Here is a 15,142-nt window from a genome sequence, read left to right on the forward strand (position 1 = left end):
AATGAGTGCGTACGGACACATCGGCGCCGCCCCCGGTTCACGGGGACGACGCCGGAAGTCGAGGTCTCCGGCGTAGGTACGGTCGCCTCGGCACACCGCCTTCGCTCCGGCGGAGCTTGTGTGTCGCTACTTGAGAGCCCCCGCGGTGAGCCCCTGCACCACCTGGCGCTGGAAGACGATGTACGCCGCCAGTACCGGCAGCATGGCCATCACCAGACCCGCGAAGAGGCCGGACCAGTCACCCTTGTAGCCCTGGCTGGCGGCCAGCTGGACCAGGCCCTGTGTGAGGACGTGTTTGTCGGGGTCGGTGTTCAGGACCGTCGGGAGCATGTACTGGTTCCACTGGCCCAGGAAGTTGAAGATCCCCACGCTGATCAGGCCCGGCTTCGCCATCGGGAGCATGATCTGGAAGAAGGTCCGGGTGTGCGAGGCCCCGTCCACGAACGCGGCCTCCGCCACCGACGTCGGCAGGGTGCGGAAGAACGCGGTCAGGAAGAAGACCGTGAAGGGCAGCGAGTAGGCGATGTAGACGAGGATCAGCCCGTGGATCGTGTTCAGCAGCCCCATGTTGTTCACGACATAGAACAACGGGACCAGCGCGAGCATGATCGGAAAGCTCATGCCGCCGATGAACAGGTAGTAGATGAACCGGTTGCCCGGGAAATCGAAGCGGGCCAGCACATACGCGGCCATCGACCCCAGGACCAGTGTGCCGATGAGCGAACCCCCCACGACCAGAACGGTGTTGAGGAAGTAGTCGCTCATGTTGGCATCGGTCCAGGCCCGCGCCCAGTTCTCGAAGTGCAGTTTGTCCGGGAGCGCCCAGGGCGAGCTGAAGATCGAACTGTCGTCCTTGAAGGACGTCATCACCGCCCACAGCAGCGGCAGCACCACCATGAACGCCCACAGGACGAGCATGCCGTGCGAGAAGACATTGAGGGCGGTGCCCTCCCTCTTCTCCCGGGGCCGCTCGCCGGCCGGAGCGTCCTTGCCTGCGTCGGTGACGCCGGACTCGGCCGGCATCGGGGCGGGGGTCTCGGTGGTCTTCATGATCAGAACTCCAGCCGCTCGCGCCGGCCCAGCCGCATCACGATCGCCGCGAAGAGCAGTGTGACGACGAGCAGGGCGACACCGATCGTGGTTGCGTAGGCGGCCTGACCGTCACGGAAGGCCTTCTGGTAGACGTACAGCACCATGACGGTGGTCGAGTAGTCCGGCCCGCCCGGTCCGGTCGTCATGATCTGTACGACCGCGAACGACTCGGCGCCGAGCGCGAGGATGCCCATGTACACCCAGCCGGACTGCACGGTGTCCCACAGCAGCGGCAGGGTGATCCGGAAGAACGTGGTGATCCGGTTGGCCCCGTCGAGGAGTGCGGCCTCGTACAGATCCGCCGGGATGGAGGCCATCCCGGCGGAGAAGAGCACCACGAAGAAGCCGACCGTGGACCAGAGCAGGACCGCCATCACGCACCACAGAGCGAGACTCGGGTCGCCCAGCCACAGCGGCTGTACGCTGCCGAGCCCGATGCCGCGCAGGAGCGAGTTGATCGCGCCGCTGTCCGGGTTGTACGCGAACGCGAACAGCAGGGCCACGATGGCGATCGAGAGCACCTGCGGGAAGAAGTAGACGATCTTGTAGAAGGACGAGCCGCGCACGCCGGTGATCACCGGCCCGCCCTTCCGGTGCCGTCCCCCGACATTGATCATGAAGGCGAAGAACAGCGCCAGGCTGATCGTCACCAGCGGCAGCAGCAGCGCGAACAGGAGGCTGTGCCACAGCGACTTCCAGAAGATGTCGTCGTGGAACATCCTCGTGTAGTTGTCGAAGCCCACCATCGTGAAGTCGGGGCTCAGCCCGGTCCAGTCCGTGAACGAGTAGTAGATGGACTGGATGAACGGCCACACGACGAAGAGCGCGTACAGCCCGAGGGGAACCGCCAGGAACCCCACGATGAACCGGTACTTGCCGTGCTGCATTGCTACCGACCCCGATCTCGCTGCATGACCCCCGGCCCCGGCCGTGCGGGCGGCCGCCGCTGGTGACGGATCCTCACTGGTGCTTGTAGTGCTTGATCGTCGAATCCTTCGCGGCCTCGTCGGCGAAGCCCTGGATCCTCTTGATGGCCTCGGCCGGGGTGATGCGCCCGGCCATCATCTCGCCGAGGCCGGCCACACCGATCTTCTCCTTCTCGAGCTGCACGTACCAGTCCTGCAGACGCGGGTTCAGGACGTTGCTGCCGGCCTTCTCCAGCGCTGCCACACCGGACTTCAGGCCCGGGGTGAGGCTGATGCCGGTGGTGCCGCCGTTGAACGCCGTGAGCGACTTGACCTTGGCGGTGAAGTTCTTCGAGGACGCCTCGCTGAGCATGATGCGCAGCTGCTCCATGCCCCCCTCGGGGTTCTTCGCCTTGGCCGGGACGATGAACGGTTCGCCGCCGGAGGCCCAGATGGTGCCGAAGGGCATCTTGTCGGAGGAGTCGATGCCGGTGGGCGCGGAGACGGCGAGGTTGAAGTCGCCCGGGATCACGTTCGCGGACTCGTTCTCCACCCAGGAGCCGTTCGGGATGAACAGCGCCTTGCCCTTGGCCCAGGCGGTCTGCGACTGGATGTGGTCGAGGCCGGGCGTGCCCCGGAGGATGTAGCCCTTCTTGTAGAGCTCGTAGTAGGCCTCGAAGCAGACCTTGACGGCCGGGTGCTTCCAGGCGTTCGGCTCCAGGTTGTCGATGGCGTCGAGGACCTCGCGACCACCGACCTTGCCGATCATCGGGTACAGGGAGAAGGGGATGTAGTACGGGTACTTGCCCGCGTACGTCCAGCCCGCCATGCCCTTCTTCTTGGCCTTCTCGCAGACCTTGAGCATCTCGTCCCAGGTCTCCGGGTACGTCTCGCCGAGCGAGTCCAGGGCCTTCTGCGAGTACCAGACGCCGTACACGGTGTAGGCGTAGTACATGATCCAGACGGGATTGCCGTCGAACTGGCCCATCTCGACGACGCCCGGGCGCAGCGTGTCGCGGACCTTCTTCGACGGGTCGTCGTACGAGGGGGAGTCGAGGAGCGGGGTGAGGTCGGCGAGCTGGCTCTTGCCGACGAGAACGCCCATGTCCATCTGCTCGGCGCCGGAGTTGTCGATGAGGTCCGGCGGGTTGCCCTGGTTGAAGCGGGGCTGAAGGGTGGTCTGGATCTTCTGGGTGGCGGAGAACTTGACCTTCGCCTTGGGGAAGTCCTTCTCGTAGACCTTGACCGCGTCCTGGGCGTATTCCTTGCCGAAGCCGCCGTCGAAGAGCACGAACTCCATCTGTGCCGTGTCGTTGACGCCGAGCGGGTTCTGCTTGGTCTTCTTGCCCGCTTTGGCCTTGCCCTCGCCGCCACCCCCGCCGCTGGCACACGCGGAGAGGAGACTCATCGCGGGGACGGTGATCAGGCCGAGCGCGGCGGACCGCTTGATCAGATCGCGGCGGCCGACGCCCCCGGGTGTGGTGTTCTCGCCGGAAGTGGATCCCATGCTCAAGTCCTCGCCTTCTCCAGGACTCAGGCGGTGAACCGGATCCTCCCCGGCACCGCGGTGATGGTGAAGCTGGGGTCGTGCATAAGGGATTCAGTGGGACGGCACGGCAGCCGGTCGTGCAAGAACGTTCGCCGCCTCCCGATTCCCCACGGTCGCGCCTGTTAGAGGGCTGCCGTGCCCCCAAGGCGATGGCTGCCCGAACGCCGACAGGTATAGTCCACTTCCCGCCAGCTGAGCAAGATCGAATGCAAGGTTGCCGGTTTGCTTATCCGAGTTGAGACCTCGCGGAAATACGGAATGCCCGTGGGCCGCTCGGGCGGGGTATCGGCCACATTGACCCCGAATGCCACGCTCAACGCCCTTGACATCACAGGTCACTTGGGCACCTACTGGTCCTTGCGCAGCGGAGTTGACAACGTTGTCCATATTTACATAGCGCAGGGAGGGTGCTCGCGTATGCAGCACAGATCTCGGCACAGACGGGCTCAGGCGGCGGTCGTGGCGACGGCCGCCTTCGCGTTGCTTGCGGGCCTGCAAGGCGCTGCAGTGGCGCTGCCCGGCCAACCGGCGGCCACGGACCGGGAGTTCGCCTCCTCGTTCGAGACGGGCGATCCGGCGCCGACGTGGTCGAACACCGTGGACACGGCGGCGGACGGCACGAAACGGGCGTCCGGCGTGGACGGCGGATACACCACCGGCATCCCCGGCAACGTGACCGACGAGGTCACCGATGTCCGCGCCAGCGCCGAGAACACGGGAGCCGGGGAGGTCAAGGAGAACCTGATCGACGGCGAGTCCGGCACCAAGTGGCTCACCTTCGCCCCCACGGGCTGGGTCGAGTTCGACCTCGACGCGCCCGTCAAAGTGGTCACCTACGCACTGACGTCGGCCAACGACTACGCGGAGCGGGACCCAGCCGACTGGACCCTGCTGGGCTCCACGGACGGCAAGGACTGGAAGAGCCTGGACACCCGTGTGGGGGAAGCGTTCGACCAGCGCTTCCAGACCAAGTCGTACGACCTTGCGGAGCCCGCCGAGTACGCGCATTTCCGGCTCGACTTCACCAAGAACCACGGCGCGGACATACTGCAACTCGCCGATGTGCAGTTCTCCACCGGCAACGACACCGAACCCGTGCCCAAGGACATGCGCACCCTGGTGGACCGGGGTCCGATCGGCTCCCCCACCGCCAAGGCGGGCGCCGGCTTCACGGGCCGGCGGGCCCTGAGGTACGCGGGTACACACACGACGGACGGACGGGCGTACTCGTACAACAAGGTCTTCGATGTGAACGTGCCCGTCGAGCGGGACACCCGGCTGTCCTACCGTGTCTTCCCGTCGATGGCCGACAAGGACCGGGACTACGACGCCTCGAACGTCTCCGTCGACCTCGCCTTCACCGACGGTAGCTATCTGAGCGGACTCGGGGCGCTGGACCAGCACGGCTTCCCGCTGACCCCACAGGGGCAGGGCGCGGCCAAGGTGCTGTACGTCAACCAGTGGAACGACGTGGCCTCGCGGATCGGGTCGGTCGCGGCGGGGAAGACCGTGGACCGCATCCTGGTGGCGTACGACTCGCCGAAGGGGCCGGCGAAGTTCCGCGGCTGGCTGGACGACATCGCCCTGAAGGTCGCACCGCCGGACCGGCCCAAGGCGCATCTGTCCGACTACGCGCTGACCACCCGCGGCACCAACTCCAGCGGCTCCTTCTCGCGCGGCAACACCTTCCCGGCGGCCGCCCTGCCGCACGGCTTCAACTTCTGGACGCCGGTGACCAACGCGGGCTCGCTGAGCTGGCTGTACGACTACGCCCGGGCGAACAACGCGGACAACCTGCCGGTCATCGAGGCGTTCAGCGCGAGCCACGAGCCGAGCCCGTGGATGGGCGACCGGCAGACGTTCCAGGTGATGCCGTCAGCCGCCTCCGGCACCCCCGACACCGCCCGCGGGGCGCGGGGGCTGGCCTTCCGACACGACAACGAGACGGCGCGCCCGTACTACTACGGGGTGACCTTCGAGAACGGGCTCAAGGCGGAGATGACGCCGACGGACCACGCGGCGGTCCTGCGGTTCACCTATCCCGGCGACGACGCGAGCGTGATCTTCGACAATGTGACCGAGCAGGCCGGGCTGACCCTCGACAAGGACAAGGGGATCGTCACCGGGTTCTCCGACGTGAAGTCCGGGCTGTCGACGGGGGCGACGCGTCTGTTCGTATACGGCGTGTTCGACGCGCCCGTGACGGACGGGGCGTCCTCGGGGGTGAAGGGGTATCTGCGCTTCAAGCCCGGCTCCGATCACACCGTGACCCTGCGCCTCGCCACCTCGCTGATCAGCGTCGACCAGGCGAAGGACAACCTGCGCCAGGAGATCCCGGACGGGACGGGATTCGACGAGGTGAAGGCACGCGCACAGCGCGCCTGGGACAAGCTGCTCGGCACGATCGAGGTCGAGGGGGCGACCAGCGACCAGCTGACGACGCTCTACTCCTCGCTGTACCGGCTGTACCTGTATCCCAACTCCGGTTTCGAGAAAGTGGACTCGGCCTACCGGTACGCGTCCCCGTTCTCCCCGATGACGGGTCCGGACACCCCCACGCACACCGGGGCGAAGATCGTCGACGGCAAGGTGTACGTCAACAACGGCTTCTGGGACACCTACCGGACGACCTGGCCGGCGTACTCCTTCTTCACCCCGAAGCAGGCCGGTGAACTGGTCGACGGCTTTGTGCAGCAGTACAAGGACGGCGGCTGGACCTCACGGTGGTCCTCGCCGGGCTACGCGGACCTGATGACGGGCACCTCCTCGGACGTGGCCTTCGCGGACGCCTATGTGAAGGGCGTGAAGTTCGATGCGGAGGCCGCCTACGACGCGGCGGTGAAGAACGCGACGGTCGCGCCCCCCGCCTCCGGGGTGGGCCGCAAGGGCATGACGACCTCGCCCTTCCTCGGCTATACGAGCACCAGCACGGGCGAGGGTCTGTCGTGGGCGATGGAGGGCTATGTCAACGACTACGGCATCGCCAAGATGGGCCAGGCGCTGTACGAGAAGACCGGCAAGAAGCGCTACAAGGAGGAGTCGGCGTACTTCCTGAACCGCGCCCGCGACTACGTCGACCTCTTCGACCCGAAGGCCGGTTTCTTCCAGGGCCGCGACGCGCAGGGCAACTGGCGGGTGGAGTCCTCGAAATACGACCCGCGGGTGTGGGGCTACGACTACACCGAGACGAACGGCTGGGGCTACGCGTTCACGGTCCCGCAGGACAGCCGGGGCCTGGCCAACCTGTACGGCGGCCGGGCCAAGCTGGCGGACAAGCTGGACGAGTACTTCGCCACGCCGGAGACGGCCTCGCCGGAGTTCGTCGGCTCCTACGGCGGGGTCATCCACGAGATGACCGAGGCGCGTGACGTCCGTCTGGGCATGTACGGCCACTCCAACCAGGTCGCGCACCATGTGATCTACATGTACGACGCGGCGGGCGAACCGTGGAAGGCCCAGGCGAACGTCCGTGAGGTCCTCTCCCGTCTGTACACGGGCAGCTCGATCGGCCAGGGCTACCACGGCGACGAGGACAACGGCGAGCAGTCGGCCTGGTATCTGTTCTCGGCGCTGGGCTTCTACCCGCTGGTCATGGGCAGTGGCGAGTACGCCGTCGGGTCGCCGCTGTTCAAGAAGGCCACCGTCCACCTGGACAGCGGGCGGGACCTCGTCGTCAACGCCCCGAAGAACAGCACGCGCAACGTGTACGTCCAGGGGCTGAAGGTCAACGGCCACCCGTGGGCGTCGACGGCGCTGCCGCACGCGCTGCTGTCCGGCGGCGGAGTGCTGGACTTCGACATGGGTCCGCGCCCGTCGGCCTGGGGCAGCGGGAAGAACGCGGCGCCGGTGTCGATCACCCAGGACGACAATGTGCCGTCGCCGAGCGCGGACGTGCTCAAGGGCGAGGGCCCGCTCTTCGACAACACCTCGGTGACGGAGACGGACGTGACGGGCGTGGATCTGCCGGTGGCCGGCCCCGCCAAGGCGGTGCAGTACACCCTGACCTCCCCGGCGGACCACACGAAGGCCCCCACGGGCTGGACCCTTCAGGGGTCACCGGACGGCACCCAGTGGACGACCCTGGACGCACGCTCGGGCGAGTCCTTCCCCTGGGACCGGCAGACCAGGGCGTTCTCGGTCCCGCACCCCGGCTCGTACGCGCACTACCGCCTGGTCCTGGACACCGCGTCGACCCTGGCGGAGGTGGAACTCCTGGCCTGACACGCCCACGAGGGACGGGGCGGGCGCGGAGTTCCCTCCGCGCCCGCCCCTTCGCTTTCGGGCGTCGCTCAGCCCACCGCGAGGGTGAACACGTGCAGGTCCGCGTCGTCCGGGAGGGTCACGCTGCCGATCGTCCTGCCGGACGGGGCCTCGTACGGCCTGGTGGCGAAGACGTAGGTCGCCACCGGATCCTTGTCGGCGCCCGCGACGTTGCGGTACGCCGTCTTCGCGACGACCTCGTTGCCGTACTGGACCGTGCCGGAGCCGCCGCCGACCGTCCAGTCGGTGAAGGAGAGGTCGACCGTGTCCGTCGTGCCGTCGGTGTACGTCACGGTCGCCTTCGTCTGCTGGTTGCCGTTGACGGCGCTGCCGATGAAGCTCAACCGGGTTGCCGGCCGGGCCAGTTCGACCGTCTGGCCGGCGGCCGACACGTTGTCGGGACGGCCCGCCGGAGAGCCGGGCCAGGTGAAGGAGAGCCCACCCACTGTGCCCTGGCGGCCCGCCGTGAGTCCCGCGTCGGCCAGGGCCTGGCGCGAGTAGCTCCAGCCGCCGCCGTCGTAGTCGGCCTCGTCGTGGTCGCCCGTGTCGTCCGAGACACCGGTGTTGTTGTAGGCGGCCAGCAGGGTGCCGGGGGCCGCGACGGTGAGCGCCACCGGCTGTGTGTATGCGGTCTCCCCCGAGGTCACGCTGACCTTGACGTCGTAGAAGCCCTGCCGGGCGGCCTGGTCCGCGGTCAGGGTGATCTCCTGGGCGCCGTCCTTGACCGTGCCCTGGGCGGGACTCGCCGTCACCCCCTGCGGGGTGTCCACCGTGAAGTGCACCTCGGGGCCGGTGCCTCCGCTCAGGGCGAGTGCCCGGATGCCGATCCTGGTGCTGCCGCCGGGTGCGAGGCTCGCGGTGGTCGGGCCGACACCGATCTGATACGGCTGCTCGCCCGCCCGGAAGGACGGCGGCGCGTCGGCCGGGTCAGCGCCCCAGGTGGGGTCGGGGGTGCCGGAGAGGGTGTAGTCCAGGCGGCCGCCGTCGCGGACGAAGGAGGCGGGCAGCCAAGGCCGGTCGGCGGTACGGCCGTTGACCGCCAGCGACCGTAGGTACGGGGCGTCCTTGCCCGCGCCCTCGGCCCGGATCTCGATGGTGTTGCCGTGGGGCCGGTGGATCACCGCGAGCGGGAACAGCGGTGAGGACAGAACGAGTTCGGCCCGTGACGGCACCTGCGGGTACATCCCCAGCGCCGAGAAGACGTACCAGGACGACATGGCGCCGAGGTCGTCGTTGCCGGGGATGCCCTCGGGCTTCGTCGACCAGAGCCGGATCATCGCGGCCCGTACCGTCTCCTGGGCTCGGTAGGGCGCGCCCGCGTAGTCGTACAGGTACGGGACGTTGATCGACGGCTCGTTGTCCAGCTCCGACTTGTCGCCGCCGCTGCCGGTGAAGGCCCAGCTGCCGTCGGCGTTGTGGAAGAAGGCGTCGAGGCGGGCCAGCGCCTTGTCCCTGCCGCCCATCGCCGCGAACAGACCGGCCGGGTTGTGCTGCACCATCCAGGTGTACTGGGCCGCCGTCCCCTCCACGAAACCGTTCCCGGTCGCCGGCGTGAAGCCGGTGACCCAGCTGCCGTCCGCCTTGCGGTTCGCGATGTAGCCACCGCTGGGGTCGGCCGCGAGGTTGAAGTTGTTCTGCCACCACTGGGAGCGGGCCGCGAACGTCGCCGCGGTGTCCTTCTCCCCCGCTGCCAGGGCCAGTTGCGAGAGCGCGAAGTCGGCGGTGGACATCTCCAGCGTCTCGGCGGCGCCGCCCCAGGCGTTGGAGACCGAGGGCATGTAGTGGTGCTCCAGATACCTGTCCAGGGACGGGCGCTGCCCCACCGAAAGGACCGGTTTGCCCGCGGCGGACAGGTCCTGCGGGGTGGGGTCCGTCGCCGCCTCGACCAGGGACTTCAGCGCGCCGCGCAGGTCGAAGCGGGTTCCGCCGAAGGCGCGGATGCCCGCGAGGGCGGTCGGCGACGGATCGCCGTTCATGACGTGGGTGCCGCTCGCTCCGTGCAGCCAGCGGTCCCAGACTCCCCCGTTCTGCCGGGCGAGTTCGTACAGCGACTGGGCGATGTCGGAGCCCGTGTCGGGGTCCAGCAGGGTCAGCAGCTGCACCTGGTCGCGGTAGACGTCCCAGCCGGAGAAGGTGCCGTACTGGGCGGTGTGGCCCCGGCCCACCAGGTGCACCGCGGTGTCGCTGCCGCGGTACCGGCCGTCGGCGTCGCTGATCATGTTCGGGTGCAGAAGCGCGTGGTAGAGCGCGGTGTAGAAGGTGGTGCGGTCCTCGTCCGTGCCGCCGCCGACCCGTATCGCGCCCAGCCGGTCGCGCCAGGCGCGGCGGGCCGCGTCCCGGACGGACTCGAAGGACCGCCTGTCCGGGTTCTCGGCCCGGAGATTGGCCTCGGCGCCCGCCTGGCTGACGTACGAGATGCCGACCTTGACGTTCACGGGGTCCGAGCCGGGCGCGAACGCGACGTATCCGCCCGCGCCCTTGCCGGCGACGGGCCTGCCGCCGTGCGAGAAGCCGCCCGTGTCACCGGTCGTGTGCGTGGAGCCCGGGCTGAGCTTGTCGTCCTGCCAGGTGCCGGTCGCCGTGAAGTCGCGGTCGAAGCGGGCCGTGAAGTAGAGCGTGTAATAGCTGCGCTGTCCCTCGGGGTCGAGGTAGCCGCAGAAGTTGCCGGAAGTGACCGAGCCGGAGACCGTGCGGGTCGCCGGGTCGATGGTGACCGACGAATCCGTCGAGCCCACCTCGGAGTTGGCGGTACGGATCAGCAGTGAGGCCGGCTTGTCCGCGGGGAAGGTGAAGCGGCCCGAGCCCGTGCGCGCGGTGGCCGTGAGGTCGGCCGTGACGCCCGAGGACAGGCCCACCTTGTAGTGGCCGGGTTCGGCCGTCTCTTCGGCGTGCGTGAAGCCGGCCGTGTACACGGCGTCCTTGGTGTCGCTCGCCGGTGAGGAGGTCACCTCGCCGGCGTACGGGAAGAACGGGATGTCACCGCTGCCGCCCGCGCATCCCGTGCCGGACATGTGGGTGAGGCTGAAGCCGCGGATACGCGTGGCGTCGTACTGGTAGCCGCCGGGTGCGGCCGTTCTGGTCGCGTCGCCCCGGGTGTTCTCGGGGCTCCAGGAGAGCATGCCGAACGGCACGACGGCGCCCGGGAAGACGTTGCCGCCGTTTCTGGTGCCGATGAGCGGGTCGACGTAGGGGGTCGGGTCACCGACCAGGGGTGGTGCGCTATCCGCGGCGAGCGCGAGGGATGGGGGTCCCTCCGCTCGAGCGAAGCCGAGAGTGGCGGAACCACCGACCGCCAGTGCGGCGGCCAGCAGCAGGGACGTCGGACGGAAACGCATGACGCGGCCCCTCCTCCTTCGGACGGGTCGCGCACCACGGGTCGCACAAGCCGCAGGGACAGTAACGTGCGCCGCCCGTCCCGGGGAAGACCGCCTGCGGAACACCGGGTGGGGTGGCGGGGCGATGCGGCTCGTCATCGGAAGGGGTTGCTCCGGCATATCAGCCGTACGGGCGAACTCCCTTGACATCGTTGTCGATTGAGGGAGTACAGTCATGTACAGACCAGTCCGACAACGTTGTCGCCTCCACCGGTCGCCACAAGCCACGCCCCAACCGGTGCGGCCCCTCCCCCCAGGCCGTGCCGGATCGCGGACCGGGTGGCCGCTCACCGGCCACCCGGTCCGCGCACCCACCGGACGACGTCCGCGCGGAGTCGCGGAGAGACGTTCACGCGGAGCCAGGCGTCCGCGCGGGGAAGGGCTTTCGCTCGGAGTCGTGGAAAGCCGTTGCCCTATAGCCCGCGAACGACGCCCGCCCGAAGTCCCCTGAACGGCGCGTGGCCGCACGGCAGCCGTGACAGTCGCCCCTCGCGCCGCTTCGCGTCCGCCCTCTTCCGCGCCGCCCGAGGGCCTCGAAGGTCACTCGTGGGGGCGGTGTTGGCCGCACCTGGGCGCGAACAGGGCAACCCCGGTGCTCTTGTGGTCATCTACCTGTACGAACGCGATGACCTGGGGGAGGGCGGGCTGTGCACGGTTCCGGTTCGGACGGTGGCCACGAGAAGGGCACCGCCTGTTCCTGGTGGGCGCCCGCGATGGCGAATCTCCTGATCGGACTGGTCGCGATCGTTCCGGCCCTGTGTGTGCGATGGCTGCTGACCAGATACGCGCTGATCCACTGCGTCGGCGGGTTCGGCTGCCCCCGCACATCGCCGGACAACACACTCGGGATGACGCTCGGCGCGGTCCTGGGCGGCGGATTCGTGCTCGGAATGGTGCTGGTGGTGGACGTCCTCATGCCCTGGCAGGAGGGCCGGCCGCTGCACTTGTGGCTCGGCATGGCGACCCTGGTCCCCGCCCCGTACGCCGTCGCTCAGGCCGCGGGGTGGATCTAGGTTTGCCGTTCGGGGACTTGGTGACGGGCGGCACGCCTGGGCCGGTGCTTGGAAGGACTGAGGGCCGCATCCCCGCCGGGCGGGGATGCGGCCCTCAGCTGCCGTGCCGGAACGCTTACTTGCGGATCAGGCTGCGCAGCACGTACTGCATGATGCCGCCGTTGCGGTAGTAGTCGGCCTCACCGGGGGTGTCGATGCGGACGACCGCGTCGAACTCGACACCGGTGTCGGTGGTGACCTTGACCGTGCGCGGCGTGGTGCCCTCGTTCAGCTCGGTGACGCCGGAGATGGAGAAGGTCTCCTCGCCGGTCAGGCCGAGGGTCTCGGCGGTCCGGCCCTCGGGGAACTGGAGCGGCAGGACGCCCATGCCGATCAGGTTCGAGCGGTGGATGCGCTCGTAGGACTCGGCGATGACGGCCTTGACGCCGAGCAGCGCGGTGCCCTTCGCGGCCCAGTCGCGGGACGAGCCGGAGCCGTACTCCTTGCCGGCCAGGACGACCAGCGGGATGCCCTGCTCGATGTAGTTGCGGGAGGCGTCGTAGATGAAGGAGACCGGGCCGCCCTCCTGCGTGAAGTCACGCGTGTAGCCGCCCTCGGTGCCCGGCGCGATCTGGTTGCGCAGGCGGATGTTGGCGAACGTACCGCGGATCATGACCTCGTGGTTGCCACGGCGGGAACCGTAGGAGTTGAAGTCGCGGCGCTCCACACCGTGCTCGGTGAGGTACTTGCCCGCCGGGGTGTCGGCCTTGATCGCACCGGCCGGGGAGATGTGGTCGGTGGTGACCGAGTCGCCCAGCTTGGCGAGCACGCGGGCGCCCGCGATGTCCTCGACCGGGGCCGGCTCCATCTCCATGCCCTCGAAGTACGGGGGCTTGCGGACGTACGTCGACTCCGCGTCCCACTCGAAGGTGTTGCCGGTCGGGATCGGCAGGGACTGCCACTGGGCGTCGCCCGCGAAGACGTCCTGGTAGGACTTGTTGAACATGTCCTCGCCGATGGCGTTGGCGACGACGTCGTTGACCTCGGCCTCCGAGGGCCAGATGTCCTTCAGGTAGACCGGGTTGCCGTCCTGGTCGGCGCCCAGGGCGTCACGGGTGATGTCCACCTTCATGGAGCCCGCGATGGCGTACGCGACGACCAGCGGCGGGGAGGCCAGGTAGTTCATCTTGACATCGGGGTTGATACGGCCCTCGAAGTTCCGGTTGCCGGAGAGGACCGAGGTGACCGCGAGGTCGTGGTCGTTGACGGCCTTGGAGACCTCCTCCGGCAGCGGGCCGGAGTTGCCGATGCAGGTGGTGCAGCCGTAGCCGACGAGGTTGAAGCCGACCTTGTCCAGGTACGGCGTCAGACCCGCCTTGTCGAAGTAGTCGGTGACGACCTTCGAGCCCGGGGCGAGGGTGGTCTTGACCCACGGCTTGCGGGTCAGGCCCTTCTCGACCGCCTTCTTGGCCACCAGGGCGGCGGCCACCATCACGTACGGGTTCGAGGTGTTGGTGCAGGAGGTGATGGCCGCGACCGTCACCGCACCGTGGTCGAGGGTGTAGGCCGTGCCGTCGGGGGCGGTGACCGGGACCGGGTTGGTCGGGGAGCCGTTGGGGTGGAGTGCCGGGGCGTCCGAGGCCGGGAAGGACTCGACACCCGCCTCGTCCACGCTGTCCACGTAGTTGCGGACGTCCTGCTTGAACTGCTCGGCGGCGTTGGCGAGGACGATGCGGTCCTGCGGGCGCTTCGGGCCGGCGATCGACGGGACGACCGTCGACAGGTCCAGCTCCAGCTTCTCGGAGAAGTCCGGCTCGGCCTTCGGGTCCAGCCAGAGGCCCTGCTCCTTGGCGTAGGCCTCGACAAGCGCGACCTGCTGGTCGGAGCGGCCGGTCAGGCGCAGGTAGTTCAGGGTCTCGTCGTCGATCGGGAAGATCGCGGCGGTGGAGCCGAACTCCGGCGACATGTTGCCGATGGTGGCGCGGTTGGCGAGCGAGGTGGCGGCGACGCCCTCGCCGTAGAACTCGACGAACTTGCCGACCACACCGTGCTTGCGGAGCATCTCGGTGATGGTGAGCACGAGGTCGGTGGCGGTGGTGCCGGGCTGGAGCTCACCGGTGAGCTTGAAGCCGACGACGCGCGGGATGAGCATGGACACCGGCTGGCCGAGCATCGCGGCCTCGGCCTCGATGCCGCCGACGCCCCAGCCGAGGACGCCGAGGCCGTTGACCATGGTGGTGTGCGAGTCGGTGCCGACCAGGGTGTCCGGGTAGGCCTTGCCGTCGCGGACCATCACGACACGGGCCAGGTGCTCGATGTTCACCTGGTGGACGATGCCGGTGCCCGGGGGCACGACCTTGAACTCGTCGAAGGCGGTCTGGCCCCAGCGCAGGAACTGGTAGCGCTCCTTGTTGCGGCCGTACTCCAGGTCGACGTTCGCCTTGAAAGCGTCGTTGGTGCCGAACTTGTCGGCGATGACGGAGTGGTCGATGACCAGCTCGGCCGGGGCCAGCGGGTTGATCTTCGCCGGGTCACCGCCGAGCTCCTTGACCGCCTCGCGCATGGTGGCGAGGTCCACGACACAGGGAACGCCGGTGAAGTCCTGCATGATCACGCGGGCCGGCGTGAACTGGATCTCCTGCGACGGCTGGGCCTGGGAGTCCCAGTTGCCGAGGGCGCGGATGTGGTCGGCGGTGATGTTCGCGCCGTCCTCGGTGCGGAGCAGGTTCTCCAGCAGGACCTTGAGGCTGTACGGCAGGCGGGCCGAGCCCTCCACCTTGTCCAGCCGGAAGATCTCGTACGACTCGTCGCCCACCTGCAGCGTGCTGCGGGCGTCGAAGCTGTTCGCCGACACGACAGTCTCCTTCATTGATGTGCGCGTATCACCGCAATCCTGCCGCCACGACGGCTCGACCGATCCTCTGAGGTAAGGCTAAGTTAGGTTGTCCTTACCGGAGTGGCGGCTGCGGT

7 protein-coding genes are annotated in these 15,142 nt (G+C 68.4%); 2 read left to right on the forward strand and 5 right to left on the reverse strand.

What is annotated here, in order from left to right; genetic code table 11:
* Positions 1–126 precede the first annotated feature (126 nt).
* The 3 genes from ABZ823_RS13540 to ngcE all read right to left on the reverse strand — a co-directional run bounded on the left by ABZ823_RS13540 (position 127) and on the right by ngcE (position 3,504).
* Positions 127–1,050 (reverse strand): carbohydrate ABC transporter permease, encoded by a 924-nt coding sequence (locus ABZ823_RS13540; RefSeq protein ID WP_361658280.1) that lies wholly within the window; start codon positions 1,048–1,050, stop codon positions 127–129.
* Between the two features lie 2 nt (positions 1,051–1,052).
* Positions 1,053–1,979 (reverse strand): sugar ABC transporter permease, encoded by a 927-nt coding sequence (locus ABZ823_RS13545; protein WP_361658283.1) that lies wholly within the window; start codon positions 1,977–1,979, stop codon positions 1,053–1,055.
* 73 nt (positions 1,980–2,052) lie between these two features.
* Complete coding sequence (gene ngcE / locus ABZ823_RS13550; protein ID WP_361658286.1) at positions 2,053–3,504, reverse strand: N-acetylglucosamine/diacetylchitobiose ABC transporter substrate-binding protein; 1,452 nt, start codon at positions 3,502–3,504, stop codon at positions 2,053–2,055.
* A gap of 459 nt (positions 3,505–3,963) precedes the next feature.
* Between ngcE and ABZ823_RS13555 the strand changes: the two genes are divergently transcribed.
* Positions 3,964–7,767 (forward strand): GH92 family glycosyl hydrolase, encoded by a 3,804-nt coding sequence (locus ABZ823_RS13555; protein ID WP_361658289.1) that lies wholly within the window; start codon positions 3,964–3,966, stop codon positions 7,765–7,767.
* Positions 7,768–7,835: 68 nt separating this feature from the next.
* On the opposite strand, the gene ABZ823_RS13560 is transcribed toward ABZ823_RS13555, so the two are convergent.
* Positions 7,836–11,141, reverse strand: coding sequence for a GH92 family glycosyl hydrolase (locus tag ABZ823_RS13560; protein ID WP_361658292.1), 3,306 nt, complete (start codon positions 11,139–11,141; stop codon positions 7,836–7,838).
* Between the two features lie 686 nt (positions 11,142–11,827).
* On the opposite strand from ABZ823_RS13560, the gene ABZ823_RS13565 reads away from it, so the two are divergent.
* The gene (locus ABZ823_RS13565) at positions 11,828–12,193 is read left to right on the forward strand and encodes a hypothetical protein (RefSeq protein WP_361658295.1); all 366 of its coding nucleotides are present in this window, start codon (positions 11,828–11,830) and stop codon (positions 12,191–12,193) included.
* Positions 12,194–12,308: 115 nt separating this feature from the next.
* Here ABZ823_RS13565 and acnA read toward each other — a convergent pair whose 3' ends face one another.
* Entirely contained in the window at positions 12,309–15,026 is a 2,718-nt protein-coding gene (gene acnA, locus ABZ823_RS13570) for an aconitate hydratase AcnA (RefSeq protein WP_361658298.1), read from the reverse strand.
* Between the last annotated feature and the right edge of the window lie 116 nt (positions 15,027–15,142).

The sequence above is a fragment of the Streptomyces sp. NPDC047079 genome, assembly GCF_040643755.1.
In the GTDB taxonomy this organism is placed as follows: Bacteria; Actinomycetota; Actinomycetes; order Streptomycetales; family Streptomycetaceae; genus Streptomyces.

Coding starts and splice junctions, on each gene's coding strand:
- ABZ823_RS13540 (WP_361658280.1), bottom strand. CDS start 1,050: ATGAAGACCACCGAGACCCCCGCCCCGATGCCGGCCGAGTCCGGCGTC.
- ABZ823_RS13545 (WP_361658283.1), bottom strand. CDS start 1,979: ATGCAGCACGGCAAGTACCGGTTCATCGTGGGGTTCCTGGCGGTTCCC.
- ngcE (WP_361658286.1), bottom strand. CDS start 3,504: ATGGGATCCACTTCCGGCGAGAACACCACACCCGGGGGCGTCGGCCGC.
- ABZ823_RS13555 (WP_361658289.1), top strand. CDS start 3,964: ATGCAGCACAGATCTCGGCACAGACGGGCTCAGGCGGCGGTCGTGGCG.
- ABZ823_RS13560 (WP_361658292.1), bottom strand. CDS start 11,141: ATGCGTTTCCGTCCGACGTCCCTGCTGCTGGCCGCCGCACTGGCGGTC.